Annotated in this window: 13 protein-coding genes and 2 pseudogenes; 12 read left to right on the top strand and 3 right to left on the bottom strand. The window is 70.3% G+C overall.

Annotated elements, in window-relative coordinates; translation table 11 throughout:
• Window positions 1–10: 10 nt before the first annotated feature.
• The 3 genes and pseudogenes from ABD363_RS06220 to ABD363_RS06210 form a co-directional block, all read left to right on the top strand.
• Window positions 11–697, top strand: coding sequence for a transposase (locus ABD363_RS06220; protein WP_344600443.1), 687 nt, complete (start codon window positions 11–13; stop codon window positions 695–697).
• A 497-nt stretch (window positions 698–1,194) separates the two neighbouring features.
• Complete coding sequence (locus tag ABD363_RS06215; RefSeq protein ID WP_344600408.1) at window positions 1,195–1,920, top strand: glycoside hydrolase family 11 protein; 726 nt, start codon at window positions 1,195–1,197, stop codon at window positions 1,918–1,920.
• A gap of 1,145 nt (window positions 1,921–3,065) precedes the next feature.
• Window positions 3,066–3,224 (top strand): annotated as a pseudogene (locus tag ABD363_RS06210) (transposase); the annotation flags it as partial.
• Between the two features lie 502 nt (window positions 3,225–3,726).
• Here ABD363_RS06210 and ABD363_RS06205 read toward each other — a convergent pair.
• Window positions 3,727–4,494, bottom strand: a complete 768-nt coding sequence (locus tag ABD363_RS06205) for a calcium-binding protein (RefSeq protein WP_344600406.1) — start codon at window positions 4,492–4,494, stop codon at window positions 3,727–3,729.
• A gap of 602 nt (window positions 4,495–5,096) precedes the next feature.
• Between ABD363_RS06205 and ABD363_RS06200 the strand changes: the two genes are divergently transcribed.
• The 5 genes from ABD363_RS06200 (at window position 5,097) to ABD363_RS06180 (ending at window position 10,244) form a co-directional block, all read left to right on the top strand.
• On the top strand, window positions 5,097–5,771 hold the full coding sequence (locus tag ABD363_RS06200) for a lytic polysaccharide monooxygenase auxiliary activity family 9 protein (RefSeq protein ID WP_486388788.1): 675 nt from the start codon (window positions 5,097–5,099) through the stop codon (window positions 5,769–5,771).
• A gap of 431 nt (window positions 5,772–6,202) precedes the next feature.
• Entirely contained in the window at window positions 6,203–6,514 is a 312-nt protein-coding gene (locus tag ABD363_RS06195) for a glycoside hydrolase family 11 protein (protein WP_344600402.1), read from the top strand.
• A 404-nt stretch (window positions 6,515–6,918) separates the two neighbouring features.
• Complete coding sequence (locus ABD363_RS06190; protein ID WP_344600400.1) at window positions 6,919–8,136, top strand: GmrSD restriction endonuclease domain-containing protein; 1,218 nt, start codon at window positions 6,919–6,921, stop codon at window positions 8,134–8,136.
• Window positions 8,133–9,281 (top strand): AAA family ATPase, encoded by a 1,149-nt coding sequence (locus tag ABD363_RS06185; protein WP_344600398.1) that lies wholly within the window; start codon window positions 8,133–8,135, stop codon window positions 9,279–9,281. Before ABD363_RS06190 ends, ABD363_RS06185 begins: the two co-directional genes overlap by 4 nt.
• Window positions 9,282–9,311: 30 nt before the next feature.
• Entirely contained in the window at window positions 9,312–10,244 is a 933-nt protein-coding gene (locus ABD363_RS06180; RefSeq protein WP_344600396.1) for a hypothetical protein, read from the top strand.
• 826 nt (window positions 10,245–11,070) lie between these two features.
• Here ABD363_RS06180 and ABD363_RS06175 read toward each other — a convergent pair.
• Entirely contained in the window at window positions 11,071–12,501 is a 1,431-nt protein-coding gene (locus ABD363_RS06175) for an endo-1,4-beta-xylanase (protein ID WP_344600394.1), read from the bottom strand.
• A gap of 1,031 nt (window positions 12,502–13,532) precedes the next feature.
• On the opposite strand from ABD363_RS06175, the gene ABD363_RS06170 reads away from it, so the two are divergent.
• Complete coding sequence (locus tag ABD363_RS06170; RefSeq protein ID WP_344600393.1) at window positions 13,533–14,957, top strand: non-reducing end alpha-L-arabinofuranosidase family hydrolase; 1,425 nt, start codon at window positions 13,533–13,535, stop codon at window positions 14,955–14,957.
• A gap of 502 nt (window positions 14,958–15,459) precedes the next feature.
• A complete protein-coding gene (locus ABD363_RS06165; RefSeq protein WP_344600391.1) occupies window positions 15,460–16,299 on the top strand; it encodes a Gfo/Idh/MocA family protein in 840 nt (279 codons plus the stop codon).
• Between the two features lie 198 nt (window positions 16,300–16,497).
• Here the strand turns inward: ABD363_RS06165 and ABD363_RS06160 are convergent, their stop codons facing one another.
• A complete protein-coding gene (locus ABD363_RS06160; RefSeq protein ID WP_344600389.1) occupies window positions 16,498–17,421 on the bottom strand; it encodes an APH(6)-I family aminoglycoside O-phosphotransferase in 924 nt (307 codons plus the stop codon).
• A gap of 663 nt (window positions 17,422–18,084) precedes the next feature.
• Here ABD363_RS06160 and ABD363_RS06155 point away from each other — a divergent pair.
• Complete coding sequence (locus tag ABD363_RS06155; RefSeq protein WP_344600387.1) at window positions 18,085–18,978, top strand: NAD(P)-dependent oxidoreductase; 894 nt, start codon at window positions 18,085–18,087, stop codon at window positions 18,976–18,978.
• A 283-nt stretch (window positions 18,979–19,261) separates the two neighbouring features.
• Window positions 19,262–19,974 (top strand): annotated as a pseudogene (locus tag ABD363_RS06150) (SDR family NAD(P)-dependent oxidoreductase); the annotation flags it as partial.
• Window positions 19,975–20,016: the final 42 nt, after the last annotated feature.

Here is a 20,016-nt window from a genome sequence, read left to right as displayed (position 1 = left end):
TGTGCGCATTATGCGCGGTGTGGGCGTTGCGGGCCTGGGCCGCTCGCGGGGCGGGTTCACCAGCAAGCCCCACCTGAGCGCGGACGGCCACTGCCGTCCGCTGTCCCTGATCGTCACTCCAGGGCAGCGGGCGGACTGCACCCGGTTCATGCCGGTCCTGGAGAAGATCCGGGTGCCCGGACCTGGCCCCGGACGACCACGCAAGAAGCCGGACAGCCTCGCGGCCGACAAGGCCTACGGCAACGGCCCCCTTCGCGAGTACCTGCGACGGCGGGGAATCCGCCGCACCCTCCCGGAGAAGACCGCCAGCCAGGCCGCCCGCTTACGCACAGGCTCACGCGGTCGGGCCGGCTGCCTTGTCCGCGGGAAGCGCTCAGCGGTGGCGCGGCCGGTTGTGTCGGGGAGCCGGCTCATGCGTGTGCGGGAGTGGAGGAAGGCGGTGCCGTCGCTGGTCTTCGGATGCGGGAAGCGTTCCGCGAGCCGTCCTTCGAAGGGGGCGACGGCGTGCGGGCCGCGTAGCCGGACCGTGCGGTGGAACACACGTCGAGAGCCCCGTGAGGGGGTGGGCCAGGTCGCAGCGGAAGGTGATGGCACCGTCCCGGCCCATCCGCTGCAGCCGGCGGCGGGCGGTGTGCCTGCTCGTCCCGGTCGCCGCCCCGCGGCCGAGGGAGCCGGGGGTCCGTCAGGGCGGGGCTGACGGATGTGAGGGTCCGGGCGCGGCATCGCACCTCGACGTAGGCGACGGTCGCGGATTCGGCCGCGTCGTACGCGGTGACTCATGCCGGGCCGTTCGTGCGCAGTCGTTCCCGGTGGGGCCGCCGCAGTCGCGTTCACACCCGCTCGAAAGTTTCGAACGTCGCGCACATGCTTGCGGTACTTCCCTTCCTCGTTTCGTTCCACCCCGCACAACGGCTCGCGTGAGAGGTGGCTTGACCAGCGAAGGTGCACTCGCCAAGGCCTCTTCTGGTAACAGGAGTGTTTCCGAAAGGTTGTCGAAAGTATTGACAGGGTCATGGCGTTCTACGAAAACTGTGGCCACCGAACGACAGAAGACCGTCGTTCCCCTCGCGTCATGTGACCGGGGACGGCGGTCGGTCGTTGCGGCACGACGACGGGCGGCCCCCGCCGTGTTCCATGCAAGGCCGCGGGCAGCAGAAGCCGACCGCCCCCCACCAGCCTTCATCGGGAGGACGCATGCAGCAGGACGGCACGCAGCAGGACCAGATCCAGCAGAACCCCGCTCCCTTCAGCGGCTTGAGCCGACGAGGCTTCCTCGGCGGCGCAGGCACGGTCGCGCTCGCCACCGCGTCCGGACTGCTGCTGCCCGGCACCGCCCACGCCGCCACCACCATCACCACCAACCAGACCGGCTACGACGGCATGTACTACTCGTTCTGGACCGACGGCGGCGGCTCCGTCTCCATGACGCTCAACGGCGGCGGCAGTTACAGCACCCGGTGGACCAACTGCGGCAACTTCGTCGCCGGCAAGGGCTGGAACACCGGCGGGCGCAGGACGGTCCGCTACACCGGCTACTTCAACCCGTCGGGCAACGGCTACGGCTGCCTCTACGGCTGGACGTCGAACCCGCTGGTGGAGTACTACATCGTCGACAACTGGGGCAACTACCGGCCCACCGGCGAGTACAGGGGCACCGTCTACAGCGACGGCGGCACGTACGACATCTACAAGACGACGCGGTACAACGCCCCCTCCGTCGAGGGCACCCGCACCTTCGACCAGTACTGGAGCGTCCGGCAGTCGAAGGTGACCAGTGGCTCCGGCACCATCACCACCGGCAACCACTTCGACGCCTGGGCGCGCGCGGGCATGAACCTGGGCCAGTTCAGGTACTACATGATCATGGCCACCGAGGGTTACCAGAGCAGCGGCAGCTCGAACATCACGGTCAGCGGCTGACCTCTGTCCGGCGAACAACCGGTTGCGGGCTCCGTCCTCGTGGCGGATCCCGCAACCGTGGCGAACTCGCCACCGCGGTGGGGGCACCCCGGCCGAAGGCCGGGGGAGAGCCGACCGGTTCGACAGCCAGCCCCTCCACACAGCGATCGGCGACACGCACCACGAGCACGGCACCAACCACTACGCCCGGCATCAACCACTACGCCCGGCACCAACCCCCCACCGGCAGCTGGAGTCAACGCACAGAGTCTCCACCGACGTGAGGCTCCGTACCGGGGAGGTGCTGCGTAGGTGGTCGTGACGCGCCAGACCGCCGGTGCCGAAGCGGCGCAGGGCCGTCACGCCGTTTGACGCTCCGGACGCCCGGCGGCCCCATTCGAGCTCCAAAGGCGCCTCTGACCTGCTGTTTCCTCTTGGTTCTCAGGTTCCCGGCAGTAGCGCTGACCTGTTTCCGGAGCGCACCACGTGGAGTGCGGGGCGATCCTCGAACCGGTCACGAAGGGTTCCTGGCCTGCGATTCCGCGGCGATCTCGAGGGGTCCGGCCCGTTTTGTCCCCGCGCCGTGCCGATCCGCGCACACCGGCCCTGACTTGCGCGTTTCCTTCGGTCGGGGCTGCTGCAGCGCCCGATGGCACTGTCTTCCCGGAAAGTTTGACGCCTACCTGGCGTTCGGATCGTCGGCGGATCACGGGGCGACGTCGCGGTCGAAGCTTCCCCTCGAACGTGGACACCTGGAGACGCGCTTCCGCTCCCGACCGACAGGTTCGACGGTCCAGCGGCCGGTTCTGCCGCTCCGCCGGCGCCTCGACCACGCCGTGATCGTGGAGATCGTCTGCTTCGACGATTCCGCGCCGTGGACCTCCCGGAGATGCGCGGAGATCTCCCCGCGGCCAGGAGGGCGAGTCGACGACTGCCGTAGGAGGGCGAGTCGACGACTGCCGTGACGAACGAGGTCCAGCCGGTGGAGGAGCCGTCGGAGGCGGCTGGGCCGGTCGGGACGTCGGCCGGGCTGGACATGGAGCCGGCGGACCGGTTGAGGGAGCAGGCCAGGTCGCGAGGGCTGGAGCTGTCCGGGGAGAACGGTCCGCTGCAGCAGTTGACGAAGTGTTCCCGGCGGGGGCGGCTCCGGGGGTGAGCCGACCGCCCTCCTGGGCCACGAGCGTGGTGGGCGTGTCGAGGGCGGCCGGGGAGACCACCGCAACGGGCACGGCGCGAAGACGGTGAACACGCAGGCGGGTCCGGTGCGGATCCAGGTCCCGCGGGACCGGGCGGGCAGTTTCGAGCCGCAGCTCGGCAAGAAGCACCAGCGCCGCCTCGGCGGGATCGTGCGGCCGCTGTCGGCCAAGGGGCTCGCACCCGGCGAGATCGGTGCCGCGCGGTCATGGACCCGGATCCGACCGGCAAGGGCCGCCGGCGCTGGGGACGCCGCTGGAAGCACGCCTCGAACGCCTTCGACACCACCTCCGACGGCCGCCTCCGGGCCGCTCGTGCTCCTTGTGGCCCTTGTGGTCCTGATTCCAGCCGAAGGCTCCTTCGCCTGCGCGGCACCGGCGTGGACTCGCCAGGCCGGTGCCGCGGTCGCCGCAGCCATGACCCTGGAAGCGCTCCGCGTACATCCGGCACGGTCACGGAAGGAAAACGAGGAGGACCCGGCTCCCGCCGGGTCGCCTCGTGCCGCGCGGAGACCCGCCGTCTGCGGCGTGCGCGGTGCGACGCGGCTCGGGCGGCGGGTCGCCGACGGTGGCAGCTCGGTGCGCGCGACGCTGTCCGCGTCGCGGGCCAGGGCCTTCGGGTCTGGCGGCGCGCCTACGGGAGGACGATGTCGCGGCCCGGGCCGCCCTCGAGGGCGTCCTTCCCGGGGCCACCGCCGACCAGGTCGTCGCCGCCCTCTCCGCTCAGCGTGTCGTCGCCGGGGCCGCCGAGGACGATGTCGCGGCCGTCCCCGCCCAGGGCGTGGTCGTCGCCCGGGCCGGCGTGCACGATGTCGTCACCGCCGTACCCCTCGATCATGTCGTCGCCCCGGCCGCCCCACATCTGCTGGTTGCCGCTGTCACCCATCAGGTGGTCCATGCCGTCGCCGCCGCGCAGGACCGCGGGTCCCATGACCATGTCGTTCCCCGCGTCGCCCAGCACCGTGCGCGCGGTGTGGGCGTGCAGTTCGTCGTCGCCGGGACCGCCGCTGACGGTGCCGATCCCGGGGTCGAAGGCGGCGATCGCGTCGTCGCCGTCGCCGAGGAGAACGTCGATCCTGTCGGGCCGGGAGCTGTCGACGGGCAGTTCGCAGACGACGGAGGTGGTGTCCTCGGGTCTGGAGTACGCGCAGTGGTCGCCCGGTGCGAGCGGGACCGCGTCGCTGAAGCCGATCCGCCGGATCCCGTCACTGGTGTACATGGCGAATATGTTGAGGTCGTTGGCCTGTCCTGGGGCGGCGGTGAAGACGATCGACTGAGTCGTCCAGTCGGCGCCGACGCGGGCCTTCGCCTCGGCGGTGGCGGCGGCTGCCGGTCCGGCGGCGAGACCGGCGGCGAACAGGGTCACGGCGACCGCGCTGACAGCGGCTCGGTTTCGGTTCATGAGACCTCGTTTCGATGGGGTGACGGTCGACCCGCTCGGCGTGGTGCTGCCGGGGGACCGGGCGGACGGGCGTGAGGGCAGTCTCCCCTGCTGGTCCGGAGGATCTGCAAGACCCCGAATTGACGAGTCGTCACGGGGAGGCGATGCATCCTTCGGATGCGATTGTCGGTTTCTGCTGGTCAGACATGTTCCCGGTGGCGCCGTGGCAGGATTCGCGCGGTCGATTCTGGCTCCATCGCGCGGCGTCGGCCGGTGCCGGACCGACCGGGAGGAGCTCGTCGAGGTCCCGGCCGCTCCGGACGAAGTGGCGGGAGTGCCCGCTGCGGGTGCGCGGGGCGGTACAGGCGGTGGTGGAGAAGGCCCTCGACACGGGGCTGTCCTGCCGCGAACGTCCCTCCCCGGCATCGCCCCGCACGCCGGTCCGGGCCGCACCCTCGCTTTCCGGTTTCGGGAAGGGTTCCGACTCCCGGCTCCCGGCAGGTTCTCTGCTCGCCGCCCGCCCCTGTAATCAACTTTGTTTGTTTCATTGACATTTCACTCAGAAGTCGTACCGTTGGGAGCGCTCCCATGGTGCTTCGCAACTGGAAGGAGTTCCCCCCCACATGCGTACACAGAGTTCATTAACCGGGCGTTCCCGGTCGGTCCTCCGCAGGCCTCTCCAGGCGCTCGTCATGCTGTTCGCCGTGGTTGCCGGCGCGCTGACCTGGTCGGCCCCCGCTCAGGCCCACGGCACCATCGTCAACCCCGCCTCCCGCGCGTACCAGTGCTGGAAGACGTGGGGCAGCAACCACACGAACCCGGCCATGCAGACCCAGGACCCCATGTGTTGGCAGGCCTTCCAGGCCAACCCCGACACCATGTGGAACTGGATGAGCGCGCTCCGTGACGGCCTCGGTGGCCAGTTCCAGGCGCGGACCCCCGACGGGACGCTCTGCAGCAACAACATCTCGAGGAACGCCAGCCTGAACAAGCCCGGGCCGTGGAAGACGACCAACGTCAGCAACAACTTCACGGTCCAGCTGTACGACCAGGCGTCCCACGGTGCCGACTACTTCAGGGTCTACGTGAGCAAGCAGGGCTTCGACCCCAAGACCCAGACCCTGGGCTGGGGCAACCTCGACTTCATCACGCAGACCGGCCGCTTCGCCCCGGCGCAGGACATCCGGTTCAACGTCAGCACCTCCGGCTACACCGGACACCACGTCCTGTTCGTGATCTGGCAGGCCTCGCACCTCGACCAGGCCTACATGTGGTGCAGCGACGTCAACTTCGGCTGAGCCGGAGAGCGCCGCACACGGCACCGGCCTCTGCCGGACGCCGGTAACCCGCCGCCCGGCCGGCCGAGCCCCGTCGGGGCAGGGGACCCATGTGGTCACCCCGCCCCGACGGGGCTCCTGCGCTCCTGGTGTGAACGCACCCGATCACACGGCAGCCGCACGGTAGCCGGCTCCCCACCGTCTCGTCGTACGTCTCCGGCACTCAACGGCCATGGAAACTCCTCGGTGCCGTCGGCCCACCGGGGTGCATCACGCCGCCCGGCGTACCCGCGCCGCCCGGCCTTCCCCCGGCCGCCCGACAACTCCCGGACACCTCGTGCCCACGGACGAAATCCCTCCCGGAACACGCCTCACTCACCCGGATCCGACCGCGGGAACTTCCTGACCCGCGCAGGTGGTCCGGCCCCCGCCGCCGGCGCCGGTCCGCTGCTATGGACGGCTGCGGCTCGTACCGGCCCGCCTTCTCCGGGCACGGGGGCGTCGTCGCCGGCGACGGCGGGACCCGCGGCATCCACCGGACGGCGCGTGCCCCTCTGCCGTCCGGCGGCGTGGGCGACCAGCTCGTCCAGCAGTTCCGGAGCACCAGCCGGGGCGGGCGGAGCGACGGCGGCACCCGCACCACCGGCAACCGCTTCGACGCGTGGTCGCGCGCCGGGACGACCCCGGGCAGCTTCACCGGCTTCATGACCGTCCCGGCCGAGGGCTGCCGGAGCAGCGGGCGCGCCGACGTCCGGGCCGGGTGAACTTCCGCGGGCAGAAGGCGGACGCCGAGGCTCTGCTCACTCCCTCCACCTGGCCGGACCGTCCGCTCCGCGTGCTGTGTCCGCCACCGGTGCGGCCCGACTCGCTCCCCTCCAGGCCGAAGGCCCGGCCTGCCGGTGCGGACCATGTGACCTCGCGGGTGCTTCACCGGACACCGCGGACCCCGGGACCGCCGAGGAGGACCCGGGCCGCCCGGCGTCCTCCGCGTCACCGGACCGGCCTCCGCCGTGGTCCTGGCCGATCATCCGTCACCACGGGATCACCGACGGTAGGGTGAAGAACGATCACAGCGAACACGACGACCCGCAGGGCACGAGGGGGAGGGCGACGACACGACATGGCCGCGCTGGAGGAGAGCCAGGGACGAACCCGGGACCAACGATCGGTGTTCGAGCGGTATCAGGACGCGGCAGCCGATGCGGGGGAGACCGATGCGCCGCGGTTCTCCGTGGAGGTCACCGCTGACGGCCGGCCGACCGACATCGAACGCGAGGAGGCCGATGATGTGGTGATCGAACAGATCACCTCTCCCTTCGACCCCGAGCACATCGACATCGACACCCGGACGACCACCGTCGATCTGCTGCTGTCCCGGCTGCGCAACGACATGATCGACCTCGCCCCGGACTTCCAGCGCAAGGCGGGCATCTGGACCGAGGGCAAGCAGAGCCGGCTCATCGAGTCGCTGCTGCTGCGCATTCCCATCCCGTCCTTCTACGCCGCGGAGAAGAAGGACGGCAGTTGGGCCATCGTCGACGGCATCCAGCGCCTGACCTCCATCGCCCGTTTCGTGGAGCCGGAGACGGTCGGCGCCGACCCGCTGAAGCTGACGGGCCTGGAGTACCTGCGCAACTTCGAGGAGGCGGGCTTCGCCAACCTCTCCGGAAAGCTCCAGATCCGGCTGCGCGAGACCGAAGTCGTCGTCCACGTCATCCGGCGCGGCACCCCCGAGCCGGTCATGTTCAACGTCTTCGCGCGCATCAACACCGGAGGCGAGCCCCTCACCCGGCAGGAGATCCGGCACGCGCTCATCTCCGGGCGGGCCCGCACACTCCTCGCGGAACTCGCGGAGACCGAGGAATTCCGGCGGGCCACCGGCTACAGCGTCGTCGGCGACCGGATGGCCGACCGGGAAATGGTTCTGCGCTTCCTGGCGTTCCGGATGACCTCCCCGCACGCGTACAGGCCCGGTGACTTCGACGCGTTCCTCGCCGAGGCGATGCACCAGGTGAACCGCCTCGACAGCGCGGAAGAGGACCGGTTGCGGGGCGAGTTCCTCACCGCGATGCTCGCGGCCGAGGAGATCTTCGGTTCGCACGCCTTCCGGAAGTACCGCCGCAACCAGCAGCGCAAGTCACCCATCAACAAGGCGCTCTTCGAGGCGGTCGCCGTCAACCTCGCCGGCCTCGGCGACGACGACCGCGAGGCACTGCGGCAGACCGATGTCCTCGACGCCTTCGCGGAGCTCATGGAGGACGCGGAGTTCGAACGCGCCATCTCCGTGGGCACCGGCGACGCCAGGAAGGTGCGGAAGCGGTTCGACGCCGTCAAGGACCTGTTCGAGAAAGCGCTCAGCGAGGCACGGGGAGCCGCCGAGCAGTGATCAACCACATCCAGCTGATCAACTTCAAGGCGTTCCGGCGCCTGGAACTCCCCCTCGGCCCGCTGACGCTCCTCACCGGCCTCAACTCCTCCGGCAAGAGCAGCGTGTTGCAGGCGCTGGGGCTGCTGCGGCAGTCGTACGAGACGCAGATGCTCACCCGGACCAAGCGGGCCGGGGGAGGGCTGCTGCTCAACGGAGACCTCGTGGCCCTGGGGACCGCCCAGGACGTCCTGCACGAGGACTTCGGGCCCGTGGAGGAGTTCCCCGCCGTCGACGAGCCGCTCGTCGGCTTCGTCGTCGAGGAGGACGGCGAGCAGCGCGCGTGGCTGGCCGCCTACGACATCCGTCATCCCGACCGGGACGTCATGCCCCTGGCGGAGGGGTCCGTCCGTGCGCACCTGGCCGAGCAGCCCTTCCAGTACCTGCACGCCGACCGGATCACCCCGGCGGTCACCTATCCCCGCTCCCACCAGATCGCCGTCGCACGCGGATTCCTCGGCGTGCGGGGCGAGCACACGGTCAACTATCTGCGCCACCACACGGATCAGGACGTACCCACGGAGGTGCCCGACGGTCCGCTCCGTCATCGCGGCGCCACCTCGGCCCAGCTCCTGGACCAGACGATCGCCTGGATGCAGGAGCTGTGTCCCGGCGTCAACATCGAGACCGACCCCGTCGAAGGCACCGACTCGGTCCGCCTCTCCTACGGCTTCGGCGGCACCGCCGGCATCAACGCCACCCGCCGCCGTCGCCCCACCAACGTCGGCTTCGGCCTCACCTACGCGCTGCCCGTCGTGGTCGCCTGCCTCACCGCGACGCCCGAGAGCCTGATCCTGCTGGAGAACCCTGAAGCCCACCTGCACCCCAAGGGGCAGAGCAGAATGGCCGCACTGCTCTCCGCGGCCGCCGCCACCGGCGCCCAACTGATCGTCGAGACGCACAGCGACCATGTGCTCAACGGTGTCCGTATCGCCGTGAAGCGGGGTGTCCTCCAGCCGCAGGACACGGTCGTGCACTACTTCAGCGGCAATGGAACGGGAGCCGAGGTCGTCACTCCCCGCATCGACAAGGACGGCATGCTCGAACAATGGCCCGAGGGCTTCTTCGACGAGTGGGAGAACTCGCTCGACCAGCTGCTGGACTGACGGCACGGGCTGACACAGGGGGAGGAAAGCGTGCCACTGCTGTTCCTGAACGAGAAGTCCTGGGGCACGGCCTGCGACCCGGCGCGGGCCGAGCGGGCCATGGCCGACTTCGTGGACGCCGTACGTGCCGCCGCGGCGGCGGGCGGAAACGGTACGGCGCTGGTGAGCGAGGTGGACGTCAAGGCTTTGGAGATCGCCGAGGGCTATCCGGTCAACAAATGGATCGGCGCCGCTCCGCGCAACCGCGCCCTGTGGCAGCGCCTGCGCGGCTTGCAGAGCAGATCTCCGATGCGGAGCGTGTTCCCGACGGAGGACGCCGCCGACCATCTCGAATACCGCCACGACGGTGAGGCCGCCCTCGGTCTGGGCGCCGCGCACTTCATGGACGGCATCGCCGTCAGCCTCCCGGTGGCCCGGCAGTGGCAGTCCGACCGCGTCACCCTGGAGCGCAGCGAACTCGTCGAGGACGACGACGGCACGCTGGAGACGCGGGAGGACACCGTCGAGGTCCGGCACCTGTCTGCCGAGCCGCATCTCGACAGTCACCTGGACTGGATCCGGAAGTCGCGCCGGGAAGGCGTCACCACCGGCCTGCGCATCTGGGACAACCGGGCCGACCTCTACCCGCACCTGACCTTCCTGCCGCGCGTGGAGGACCAGCTCAGCGGGTTGAACCCGCACTGGGTCGTCCCCGTGCGCAGAAGCCTGGAGCGGCTGGAGGAAGCCGTCGCCGCGTGGGACCCGGCAACCAGGGCCGAGCCCGAGTGGCGGACCAAGGTCAGCCCGGAGGGCGAGACCCGCAAACGCGTGTGCCGTTTCACCGATCTGGACGGCGAAACACGCACTTTCGACCTGCACGCCCGGTTCACCCCGGGTGCCGGCCGCATCCACTTCCGGCTGGTCCCGGAGGAACGGACGATCCGCCTCGCCCATATCGGCGGCAAGATCCGTCCGGACCTGTGACCCTCCCCGGAACAGGACCTCCTGGCCTCCCGGCACGTCCGCATCCCTGCTCGTGCGGCTCCTTGGAGCTGTTCCCGGCGCCGTGCCGGGGGCGGGTGCCGGTGCGGGAAAGGCGGACGAGCGCTGCCGGGAGGACGTGCTCGTTGCGTACCGCGCAGGACATGGCCTGCGGGATGACCGCTGTCACCGGCTCACCTGCCGCAACAGTCGTCGCAACCGCGTGAGCGCCACCCTCGCCTCCCGCGAACTTGCGGACGTGCCGGCCGACACCCGGGCCGGACACGTCCTGCTGCCCGGCACCTGGTACGCCGCCGAACCGGGCGCGGCCGAGACAGCGGACGTCACCGGCCAGCTGGTGGACTACCGGCTCCCGGGAAGGGCGGCGGGCTGTGGCTGGTGGCCTCGGCCCGTTCCCGCAGGCTCGCTTGCGACCATGCTCTCGTGGCCGCTCCGGAGGCCGCCGCCGTGCGCGCAGGCACCGGCTCGGACCGGTGCCCCCGCTGTCACGCGGTGTCCGCCCGGGCGGTCCCGCCGGTTCCGCCCCACCCGGAGCACCGGCCTGGCCTGCCTGCCGAGGCGATGCCGGCAAGGCGGTGGACGCCTCCGGCGCGTCCACCGCCTACGGCGCGCGGGTCGGCCGACCAGGCGGGGATGTCCACCGTCGCCGCCTCGGCGGGCGGCGGATCCACTGCGGCGAGCATGCCGATGCGAGGGGCGCCGCCACCACGGCGGCGCCCCGGGACCGTCGACGATGTCCGCCCGAAGGGGCGGGAGAAGCCGCACCGTGGGCCGTCATCGATGCGCCCTGTCGGGTGCGGCAGGTCCCTCAGGTGCGGGTCCAGCGCTGGTTGCTGCCGTTCGAGCAGGAGTAGAGCTGGATCAGGGTGCCGTTGGCGGTGCCGGCGCCGACGGCGTCGAGGCAGAGGCCGGACTGGACGCCGACGATGGATCCGTCGGAGTTGAGGCGCCACTTCTGGTTGTCGCCGCCCCAGCAGCTGTAGATCTGGACCTTGGCGCCGTTGCCGGTGCCGGCGGCGTCCAGGCACTTGTTGCCGTAGACCCTGAGCTCACCTGCGTCGGTGTACGTCCACTGCTGGTTGGTGCCGTTGCCGCAGTCCCACAGCTGGACCTGGGTGCCGTCGGTGGTGCTGGCGTTGGGCACGTCCAGGCAGCGGCCCGAACCGACGCCCTTGATCTGTCCGGCATCCGCGGGGGGCGTGGTGGAGCCGCCGTTGAGCGCGTTGAGGACGGCGGTGTAGGCGGGCTTCTTGCTGCCGTCGCCGTTGAACAGCAGCGGCGTGTCCCCGGACCGCCAGGAGTCGGTGTCGCGCACCCCCCAGACGGTGATGCCGAGGCAGCGCGGAACGGCCAGGCAGTCGTTGACCACGCTGGCGTAGGTCGAGGCCGGGGCGCCCTGGATGTCGAGTTCGGTGATGGCCACGTCGACGCCGAGGGCGGCGAAGTTCTGCAGGGTGGTGCGGAAGTTGCTGTTGTAGGGGCTGCCGCTGTTGAAGTGCGACTGGAAGCCGACGCAGTCGATCGGCACGCCGCGCTGCTTGAAGTCCCGGACCATGGCGTACATGGCCTGGGTCTTGGCCCAGGTCCAGTTCTCGACGTTGTAGTCGTTGTAGCAGAGCTTGGCGGACGGGTCCGCCGCGCGCGCGGTGCGGAAGGCGACCTCGATCCAGTCGTTGCCGGTGCGCTGCAGGTTGGAGTCGCGCCGGGCGCCCGAACTGCCGTCGGCGAAGGCCTCGTTCACGACGTCCCACTGGGCGATCTTGCCCTTGTAGTGGGCCATCACGCCGTTGATGTGGTCGATCATCGCCTGGCGCAGCTGGCTGCCGCTGAGGTTCTGCATCCAGCCGGGCTGCTGGGAGTGCCAGGCCAGGGTGTGGCCGCGCACCTGCTTGCCGTTCTGCACCGCCCAGTTGTAGACGCGGTCGGCGGCGGTGAAGTTGAACTGGCCCCGCTGCGGTTCGGTGGCGTCGATCTTCATCTCGTTCTCGGCCGTCACCGAGTTGAACTCACGGTTCGCGATCGTCGTGTACGTCGAGTCGCTCAGCTTGCCCGAGGCGATGGCGGTGCCGAAGTAGCGGCCGCTCTGCGCCGCCGCGGCGCCGAGCGTGCTCTCGGCGGCGTGCGCTCCCGGCGGCGCGACCAGTGCGACGACCGTACCGAGGATGCCGACGATCAGCGTCAGCAGCAGGCCGCGGAGCTTCCGGCGGACAACGGGTCTGGGAAGGGCGTGTGAGCCCATGACTGTGCCTCCAAAGTAGAGATCACGGAAGGACTGAGGTGCGGGGAGTGCGTCGTCCGCTCCCTTCGGCGGACGGAGGGGAGCGGTCCGGAGCCCGGACCGCACGGAAATCACCGGAACCGCGGTCATGGGACGGGACGGTCTTCGACACAGGCACGGGGGTACTCCGTCGCGGCTCGGCCGGGGGACCACCACGCGGCGTCGCGTACCTCTCCCACCGTGGAAGAGCCAGGATGCGCGGGTGCGAACCTCACCGGAACGAAACGGGGTGGCGCAGGTGTTTCGGTGCGGGGATGCGTGGTGCGGTGGTGCGTGAACCTGCCGTGCGGCACGGACTGCCAGAGGTGGTGCGGCTCGAAATATCTGGCTACGGCCGGTTTCTCAGACAGGAATGATTGAGGTGTTGACGATGCATCGTCAATACTCCTCGCGGAAAAAGTTTCTGTTCTCTCTTCGAAACTTTCGAGGTTGCGGCAAGGCGGGTGGTGGACTTCGGGTGCCGTGGCCGGCGGGCATCGTAGGGGCGGAGCCGGGATTGGTGTGCGGATGTGACGTTCCGTGTGCGGATTCCCACGAATGTTTCGACGTCGACAGCGATACGTGCGAGAGGTGTTGACGCCGTTCCTCGGTTCCCTATCATTCAGGTTGCTCGACACTTCGACCTTTGTTCGATACTGCGAACACATCGAGTCGCTCCCTCACGCAGCAGGGCAACTCCGGGTCGCAGCGCCCCGACGCAGAGCCGCAAGGAGCCGTGCCGCATGCGTATGTCATGGCCTCGCCAATCTCTTGTCGTTGCCCTCCTCCGCCGTGCCACCCGGGCGCCCGGCCGTCCGAACCCCCGCCCCTGGCGTCCGTGCCGCCCAAGTCGCCGGGCGCCACCGGTCTTTCCGAAGGCCGCGAAGGACCGGGAAGCCGCAAGCGGCCCGCCGCGGCGCTCGCGAGCCGCCGCGCACCGCACTGCACCGACAGTCCGGTCGGTCTCGGACGAGGCCGACCGGAACCGCCCACTCGAGGTTGAGGAAGTCCCCATGCACAGAGGAAGTTCCAGTCGCAGGCATTCGTCTGCGGCGCTCGCCGCCGCGGTCGCGGTCCTGGCCGCGTTGGCGGCGATGCTCGTCGCCACCCCGGCTCAGGCGGCTTCCACCGGCGCCTTGCGCGGTGTCGGTTCGAACCGGTGCCTCGATGTGCCGGGCGCCAGCCAGACCAACGGCACGTATCTGCAGATCCACGACTGCTGGGGCGGGACCAACCAGCAGTGGACGCTGACGGACGGCAACCAGCTCACCGTGTACGGCAACACGTGCCTGGACGTTCCGGGCCACGCCACCGCGTCCGGCACCCGGGTGCAGATCTGGACCTGCTCCGGCGGTGCGAACCAGCAGTGGCGGGTCAACTCCGACGGCACGGTCGTCGGCGTGGAGTCCGGGCTGTGCCTGGAGACCGCGGGCGCCGGCACGGCCAACGGCACGGCGGTGCAGATCGGGACGTGCAACGGCGGCAGCAACCAGAAGTGGACCGGCCTGACCGGGACGCCGCCGACGGACGGCACCTGTTCCCTGCCGTCGACGTACCGGTGGTCGTCGACGGGCGTGCTGGCGCAGCCGGCGAACGGGTGGGCCGCGGTGAAGGACTTCACCGTCGTGAAGCACAACGGCAAGCACCTCGTCTACGCGTCGAACGTGTCGGGATCGACGTACGGCTCGATGATGTTCAGCCCCTTCACGAACTGGTCGGACATGGCGTCGGCCCGCCAGACCGGGATGAACCAGGCCGCGGTGGCGCCCACGCTGTTCTACTTCGCGCCCAAGAACATCTGGGTGCTGGCGTACCAGTGGGGTGCGTGGCCCTTCATCTACCGCACGTCGAGCGACCCCACCGACCCCAACGGCTGGTCCGCTCCGCAGCCGCTGTTCACCGGGAGCATCTCCGGCTCCGACACCGGCCCGATCGACCAGACCCTGATCGCCGACGGCCAGAACATGTACCTGTTCTTCGCCGGTGACAACGGCAAGATCTACCGGGCGAGCATGCCGATCGGGAACTTCCCGGGCAACTTCGGCTCGTCGTACACGACGATCATGAGCGACACCAAGGCCAACCTCTTCGAGGGCGTACAGGTCTACAAGGTCAAGGGCCAGAACCAGTACCTCATGATCGTCGAGGCGATGGGCGCGAACGGGCGCTACTTCCGCTCCTTCACCGCCTCCAGCCTGAACGGCACGTGGACCCCGCAGGCCGCCACCGAGAGCAACCCCTTCGCGGGCAAGGCCAACAGCGGCGCCACCTGGACCAACGACATCAGCCACGGTGACCTGGTCCGCGACAACCCCGACCAGACCATGACCGTCGACCCCTGCAACCTGCAGTTCCTCTACCAGGGCAAGTCCCCCACCGCGGGCGGCGACTACAACCGACTGCCGTGGCGGCCGGGTGTCCTCACCCTGCGCCGCTGACCTTCCCGTCCCGCGGTGACGTGATGCGGGGCGGTCCGCAGGCACGCGGGCGAGCGGTTCACGGCGTGCGCGATTCCACCCGCTGACCGACACCCGCCGCCTCCAGGGACCCCGGCCGTGCGGCGGCCGGGGTCCCTCCCGCCCCGGTGCCGTTGTCGCGGCCCGTGCGCTCCGCCGGCGTCCCGGCCGGGGCCGGTGATCGTGCCCGTGCGGCCTGTCGGCTTCGTGGTCCGGTGGCTACAGCCGGCGGAGAACGGAGCTCAGTGTTTCGATCTCCTGCGCGGAGAGCTTGTCGGTGAAGTGGCGGCGTACCGCGGCGTCAAGGCCGGGGTGCACGGCGGTGACGGCCCGGCGTCCGGTGTCGGTGAGGGCGACGACGACACCGCCGGCGCGTTCACGGTGACGAGCTGACGCTTGCTCATACGGGTGAGCTGGTGGGAGAGGCGGGTGCGGTCCCAGCCGAGCGACGCGGCGAGCTCGCTCCGGCGCACGGCCCCCCGCCTTGTTCAGCTGGGCGCGGATCGTCAGGTCCGGTTCGGAGAGGCCCGCACTGGTGGCCTGCGACGAGGTGGACCTGGTGGTCGTGGCGGTGAAGGTGCCGCACCACCGGGAACTGGTGCGGACGGCGCTGAGCGCCGGCAAGAGCGTGCTGTGCGAGTGGCCGCTGGGCAACGGGCTCGCGGAGGCCGAGGACATGGCGCGGCTGGCGCGCGGCCGTGCCGTGCCGACCGTCGTCGGACTCCAGGCGCGGTCGCACCCGGCGCTCGCCTGCGCGCGGCATCTCGTGGCCGACGGCTACGTGGGGGAGGTGCTGTCCACGACGGTCGTCGGCTCCGGCGGCGCTCGGGGTGCCACCGTCGGTCCCGGCGATCACCATGTGCTCGACGCGGCGAACGGCACGACGCTGCTGACGGTCCCCTTCGGCCACGCTCTCGACGGACTCGCGTCGGTCCTGGGGGAGCCCGAGGAACTGCGGATCCACCTGGTGTCGAGGCGTACGTCGGTCGTGGACGCCGAGAGCGGACAGCCCGTGCCGATGACCGCCGCGGACCAGGTGGTGGCCTCGGGACGGCTGCCGGGCGGAGCGGTGGCCACCTTCCACCACCGCGGAGGCACGTCCCGGGGAACCAACTTCCGCTGGGAGATCAACGGCACCGAGGGCGACCTCGTCCTCACCGCCCCGATCGGCCACCCACAGCTCAGCCCGCTCACCCTGGAGGGCGGCCGCGGAACGTCCACCGTGCCCGCTCCCATGACGGTGCCGGAATCGTACGTCCGCGTCCCGCGGGGACTCCACTGCCCGGAGGAACCGCCGTTCCGGGTTCACTCTCTGCGGCAATGACGCCAGTACGACACACGGCGCCGTCGGACCACGCCGAGTCGACCGCCCCTCGTTCCGTCAGCGGTTCCCAGTGCCCGAGACACGACCTTGTCGAGATCTGCGTGGAGATCCGCCGGCCGCGTCCGACGGGCGGGACGGTCCGGCTGCTCGGCAGGAACGAACGCCCGGCCGCAGATCCTCATCCTCGAAAACGCGGGATCATCGGTTGAGCAGCGCCTCCGCGATCGCGACGGAGGACGACGCGAGAGCGGTCTCGCCGTCCTCGATGTCCCACAGCGAGTTCTGCAGCAGCCGCCCGAGCGTCCAGCCGGTCGCGCGTGCGCGGTCCAGGCCGAGGGCCTCGGTGAGCAGGTCGAAGCGGCGCCGCACCACGCGCAGTGCGTCCCCCCTCGTGACGAGATCGTCCCACCTGCTGTCCAGGGCGGGCCAGAGGTCGAAGCCGGGGTCCCCGGCGAGCGGCTCGGGATCGATGGCGAGCCACGGCTCACGCTGCGCGGCGAGAACGTTGCCGTAGTGCAGATCCCAATGCAGGATCCGGTCTCCGGGCTCGCCGACCAGCTCGTTCACCGCGGACGCCCAGCCGCGCAGGAGTCGCCGGTCCGCCGGGTCAGCCAGAGCCGCGACCGCTTCGGGAACCTTTTCCAGCATCTCGGTGGCGATGTCGCCGAGGCTGCGCAGTCCCTGCGGCGCAGGGACACGGACCAGCCGGGCCTGAAGCCCGGCGAGGATGCCCATCGCAGTGTCGTCGTCCTCGATCGAGGCCAGCGTGCGGGCAGCGTCCAGCCGCTCCAGGAGCATGGTGCTGCTTTCGGGATCGTGATCGAGCAGCCGCACCATTCCCTCGCCGTTCCAGGTGCGCAGCCCGATGAGTGCGGCAGTGGTCTCCTCCCTGGGCATCTGCAGTTTGAGGACCGCGCGCGTGCCGTGCCTACGCAGCACCGGCAGCACCAGCGAGGATTCCCCCGCCCGGACCGCGCCGTCCCGTTTCAGCTCCCAGCGGTCCAGGAATTCCGCAGCGAGGGCCGGCAGTCCGGCGATCCAGGCCCTCCCCTCCTCGCCGAAGCCTCCGGCGTACGACACCGCCAGGGACCGAGGTATCTCGACCGCTTCCAACCTGCTCAAGTCTTATTTCCTTCGACGAAGACCGCGTGCCCCGTCGCAACCTACCGGAGGACAGCGGACGGCCAGGCGTTCGAAGTGGTGCGGGAGCGTTCTCGTGCGGAACCGGCGGGGCAGGGCTGCTGCCCGGCGTCCCCTTCGGCGCCCGACGAAGAGGACGCGTGCGGCCTGCGGCCGGCCGCCGCGGACGAGCTCCGCTCCTACGGCGCCGCCCACCACGGGACGGTGCCCTCCGGCGAGCACCGGCAGCCGACGACCGGGCGGAGAGCGGTCACCGGCCCGCCCGCCGGCGGAAGAGCACGGGCGACGCGGCCCGTGCGCCGCATCAGAAACTCGCCGTGGGGCCGTGTTCTTGTCTCCCGGAATTCATACGCGCCTGCGTCGCATCCGGAACGGCGTATTTACCCGCTTCCGTGTTCCGGAATCAGCGCGCCCGGATTTCGTCGAAATCGCGCCACGACGCCTACCCATGGGTAGACGGCCGCCCGGAAATAACTACTTGACCCCCCTGGCCCGATCCTGAAAGTCTTGACGCGTCGCCGCCGGGCGGAAAGGAGTGAGGATCACTCCTGCTCGGCGGTTTCGACGCGTTGTGACGAATCATATGGAGAGTCGAAGTGCGCAACACCCGGCGCCCGGCTCTCCTGGAAACAAAGAGGAGCTGTAATGGCGGGCAACGACCGCTCTCCGGTCACGGTCATCGGCCTGGGGCTCATGGGGCAGGCATTAGCCGCCGCATTTCTCCGCGCCGGTCACCCGACGACCGTCTGGAACCGCACCCCCGAAAAGGCGGCCGATCTCGTCCGGGAAGGAGCTGTGCTCGCGCCCACCGCGGCGGAGGCGGTGACCGCCGGCGAGCTCGTCGTCGTCTGCCTGACGACCTACGACGCGATGCACGAGGTCCTCGACCCCCTGGACGGTGCCCTGTCCGGCCGGGTGCTCGCCAACCTGACCTCCGGCTCCTCGGAGCAGGCCCGTGAGACGGAGACCTGGGCCTCGGAGCGGGGCGCCGCATACCTCGACGGTGCCATCATGGCCGTTCCGGCGATGATCGGCGGCGACGAGGCCGTGCTCTTCTACAGCGGCTCGGCGAGCGCGTTCGAGAAGCACGAGGCCACGCTGAGGCTGCTCGGCGGCCGCACCACCTACGTGGGCGAGGATCCCGGTCTCGCGGTGCTGTACGACGTCGCGCTGCTCGGCGTCATGTGGGGCACCCTGAACAGCTTCGTCCACGGCGCGGCACTGCTCAAGAGCGCCGGCATCGACGCCACGGCCTTCCTGCCCTGGGCCACTTCGTGGCTCGACGCGGTCAAGCTCTTCGCCACCGACTACGCGGGCCAGATCGACGCCGGGGACGCCGAGTACCCGGCGAACGACGCCAAGCTGTCGACCCACTTCGCCTCGATCGAGCACCTGCTCCACGAGAGCGAGACGCAAGGGGTCAGCACCGAGCTGCCCGCCTTCGTCCACGCCCTGGTCAAACGCGCCCTCGACAAGGGCCACGGCGACAACAGCTACGCGGCCATGATCGAGCTGTTCCAGGACCCGAAGGCGTCGTAACCGCTCACCGCGGGTGCGGCACGGGCCCCGGAGCCCGTCCGCTCGTCCCGGCCGGACGGGCTCCGGCGTCGCCCCGGGGACGCCTGCGCTCCTCGGGGCACCGGAACCGCATGCGCCCGCACGCTTTCGACGGGCCGCGGGCACACGGTCGTGCGACGGTGGTCGCGAGTTTCCGGGTCACCCCCGATCACCCGCCGATCACCACCGGGCGGGCCCACCCTGAAAGACTGCTCCCACGAACAAAACTTTTTCCAGCAACGGTCTTCTCCATGGAGAAGTCGCCCTGGTCACCGGTGCGCGCAGTGGTATCGGCGCGGCGGCGGCGCGGGTGTTCGCCCAGGAGGGCGCCGCGGTCGTCCCCGCCGCCCGCAGGGAGGAGCGGCTGGCCGCGCTGGTCGACGAGTTGCGGGACAAGGGAGCCGAGGCGGCGTACGTGGTCGCCGACGTCACCTCGGCCGAGGACGCCGCCGGAATGGTGGCGTCGGCGGCCGGCAGATACGGTCGTCCCGACGCGGCCTTCAACAGTGCCGGGACAGGCGGCGACCGCACCCCGTTGCACGAGATGTCCGACGAGGTCTACGACACTCTCATGGACACCAACGCGCGCGGCGCCTTCAACCGCTTACGGGCCGAGATCGCCGCGATGCTGAAACACGGGGGCGCCATCGTCGACAACAGCAGCGTCGGCGGCCTCGTCGCCATCCCCACCGCAGCCCCCTACGTCGCGTCCAAGCACGCGGTCGTCGGCCTCACCCGGGCCGCCGCCGACGAATACGCCAGACACGGCATCAGGGTCGACGCGGTGGCTCCCGGCACCACCCGCAGCGAGATCACCGATGACTGGTTCGCACGCAATCCCGGACTGGAGACTTGGTCAACTCCATGACGCCGCAGGGCCGTACGGCGGAGCCGGAGGAGATCGCGGCCGCGGTGGCCTGGCTGCTGAGCGACCGCTGTCCCTTCCTCACCGGCACGGTCGTTCCGGTCGACGGGGGATCCGGTGACGCGGTGACGTGCCCGGCCGGCGGGCGGGCACGG

The sequence above is a fragment of the Streptomyces glaucus genome (genome assembly GCF_039533365.1).
GTDB classification, from domain to species: domain Bacteria; phylum Actinomycetota; class Actinomycetes; order Streptomycetales; family Streptomycetaceae; genus Streptomyces; species Streptomyces glaucus.
This window is presented reverse-complemented; position numbering and strand designations above follow the sequence as displayed.

Excerpts from the sequence above, each read along its gene's own strand:
- ABD363_RS06220 (WP_344600443.1), top strand. The coding sequence starts at position 11 with ATGCGCGGTGTGGGCGTTGCGGGCCTGGGCCGCTCGCGGGGCGGGTTC.
- ABD363_RS06215 (WP_344600408.1), top strand. The coding sequence starts at position 1,195 with ATGCAGCAGGACGGCACGCAGCAGGACCAGATCCAGCAGAACCCCGCT.
- ABD363_RS06205 (WP_344600406.1), bottom strand. The coding sequence starts at position 4,494 with ATGAACCGAAACCGAGCCGCTGTCAGCGCGGTCGCCGTGACCCTGTTC.
- ABD363_RS06200 (WP_486388788.1), top strand. The coding sequence starts at position 5,097 with ATGCGTACACAGAGTTCATTAACCGGGCGTTCCCGGTCGGTCCTCCGC.
- ABD363_RS06195 (WP_344600402.1), top strand. The coding sequence starts at position 6,203 with ATGGACGGCTGCGGCTCGTACCGGCCCGCCTTCTCCGGGCACGGGGGC.
- ABD363_RS06175 (WP_344600394.1), bottom strand. The coding sequence starts at position 12,501 with ATGGGCTCACACGCCCTTCCCAGACCCGTTGTCCGCCGGAAGCTCCGC.
- ABD363_RS06170 (WP_344600393.1), top strand. The coding sequence starts at position 13,533 with ATGCACAGAGGAAGTTCCAGTCGCAGGCATTCGTCTGCGGCGCTCGCC.
- ABD363_RS06155 (WP_344600387.1), top strand. The coding sequence starts at position 18,085 with ATGGCGGGCAACGACCGCTCTCCGGTCACGGTCATCGGCCTGGGGCTC.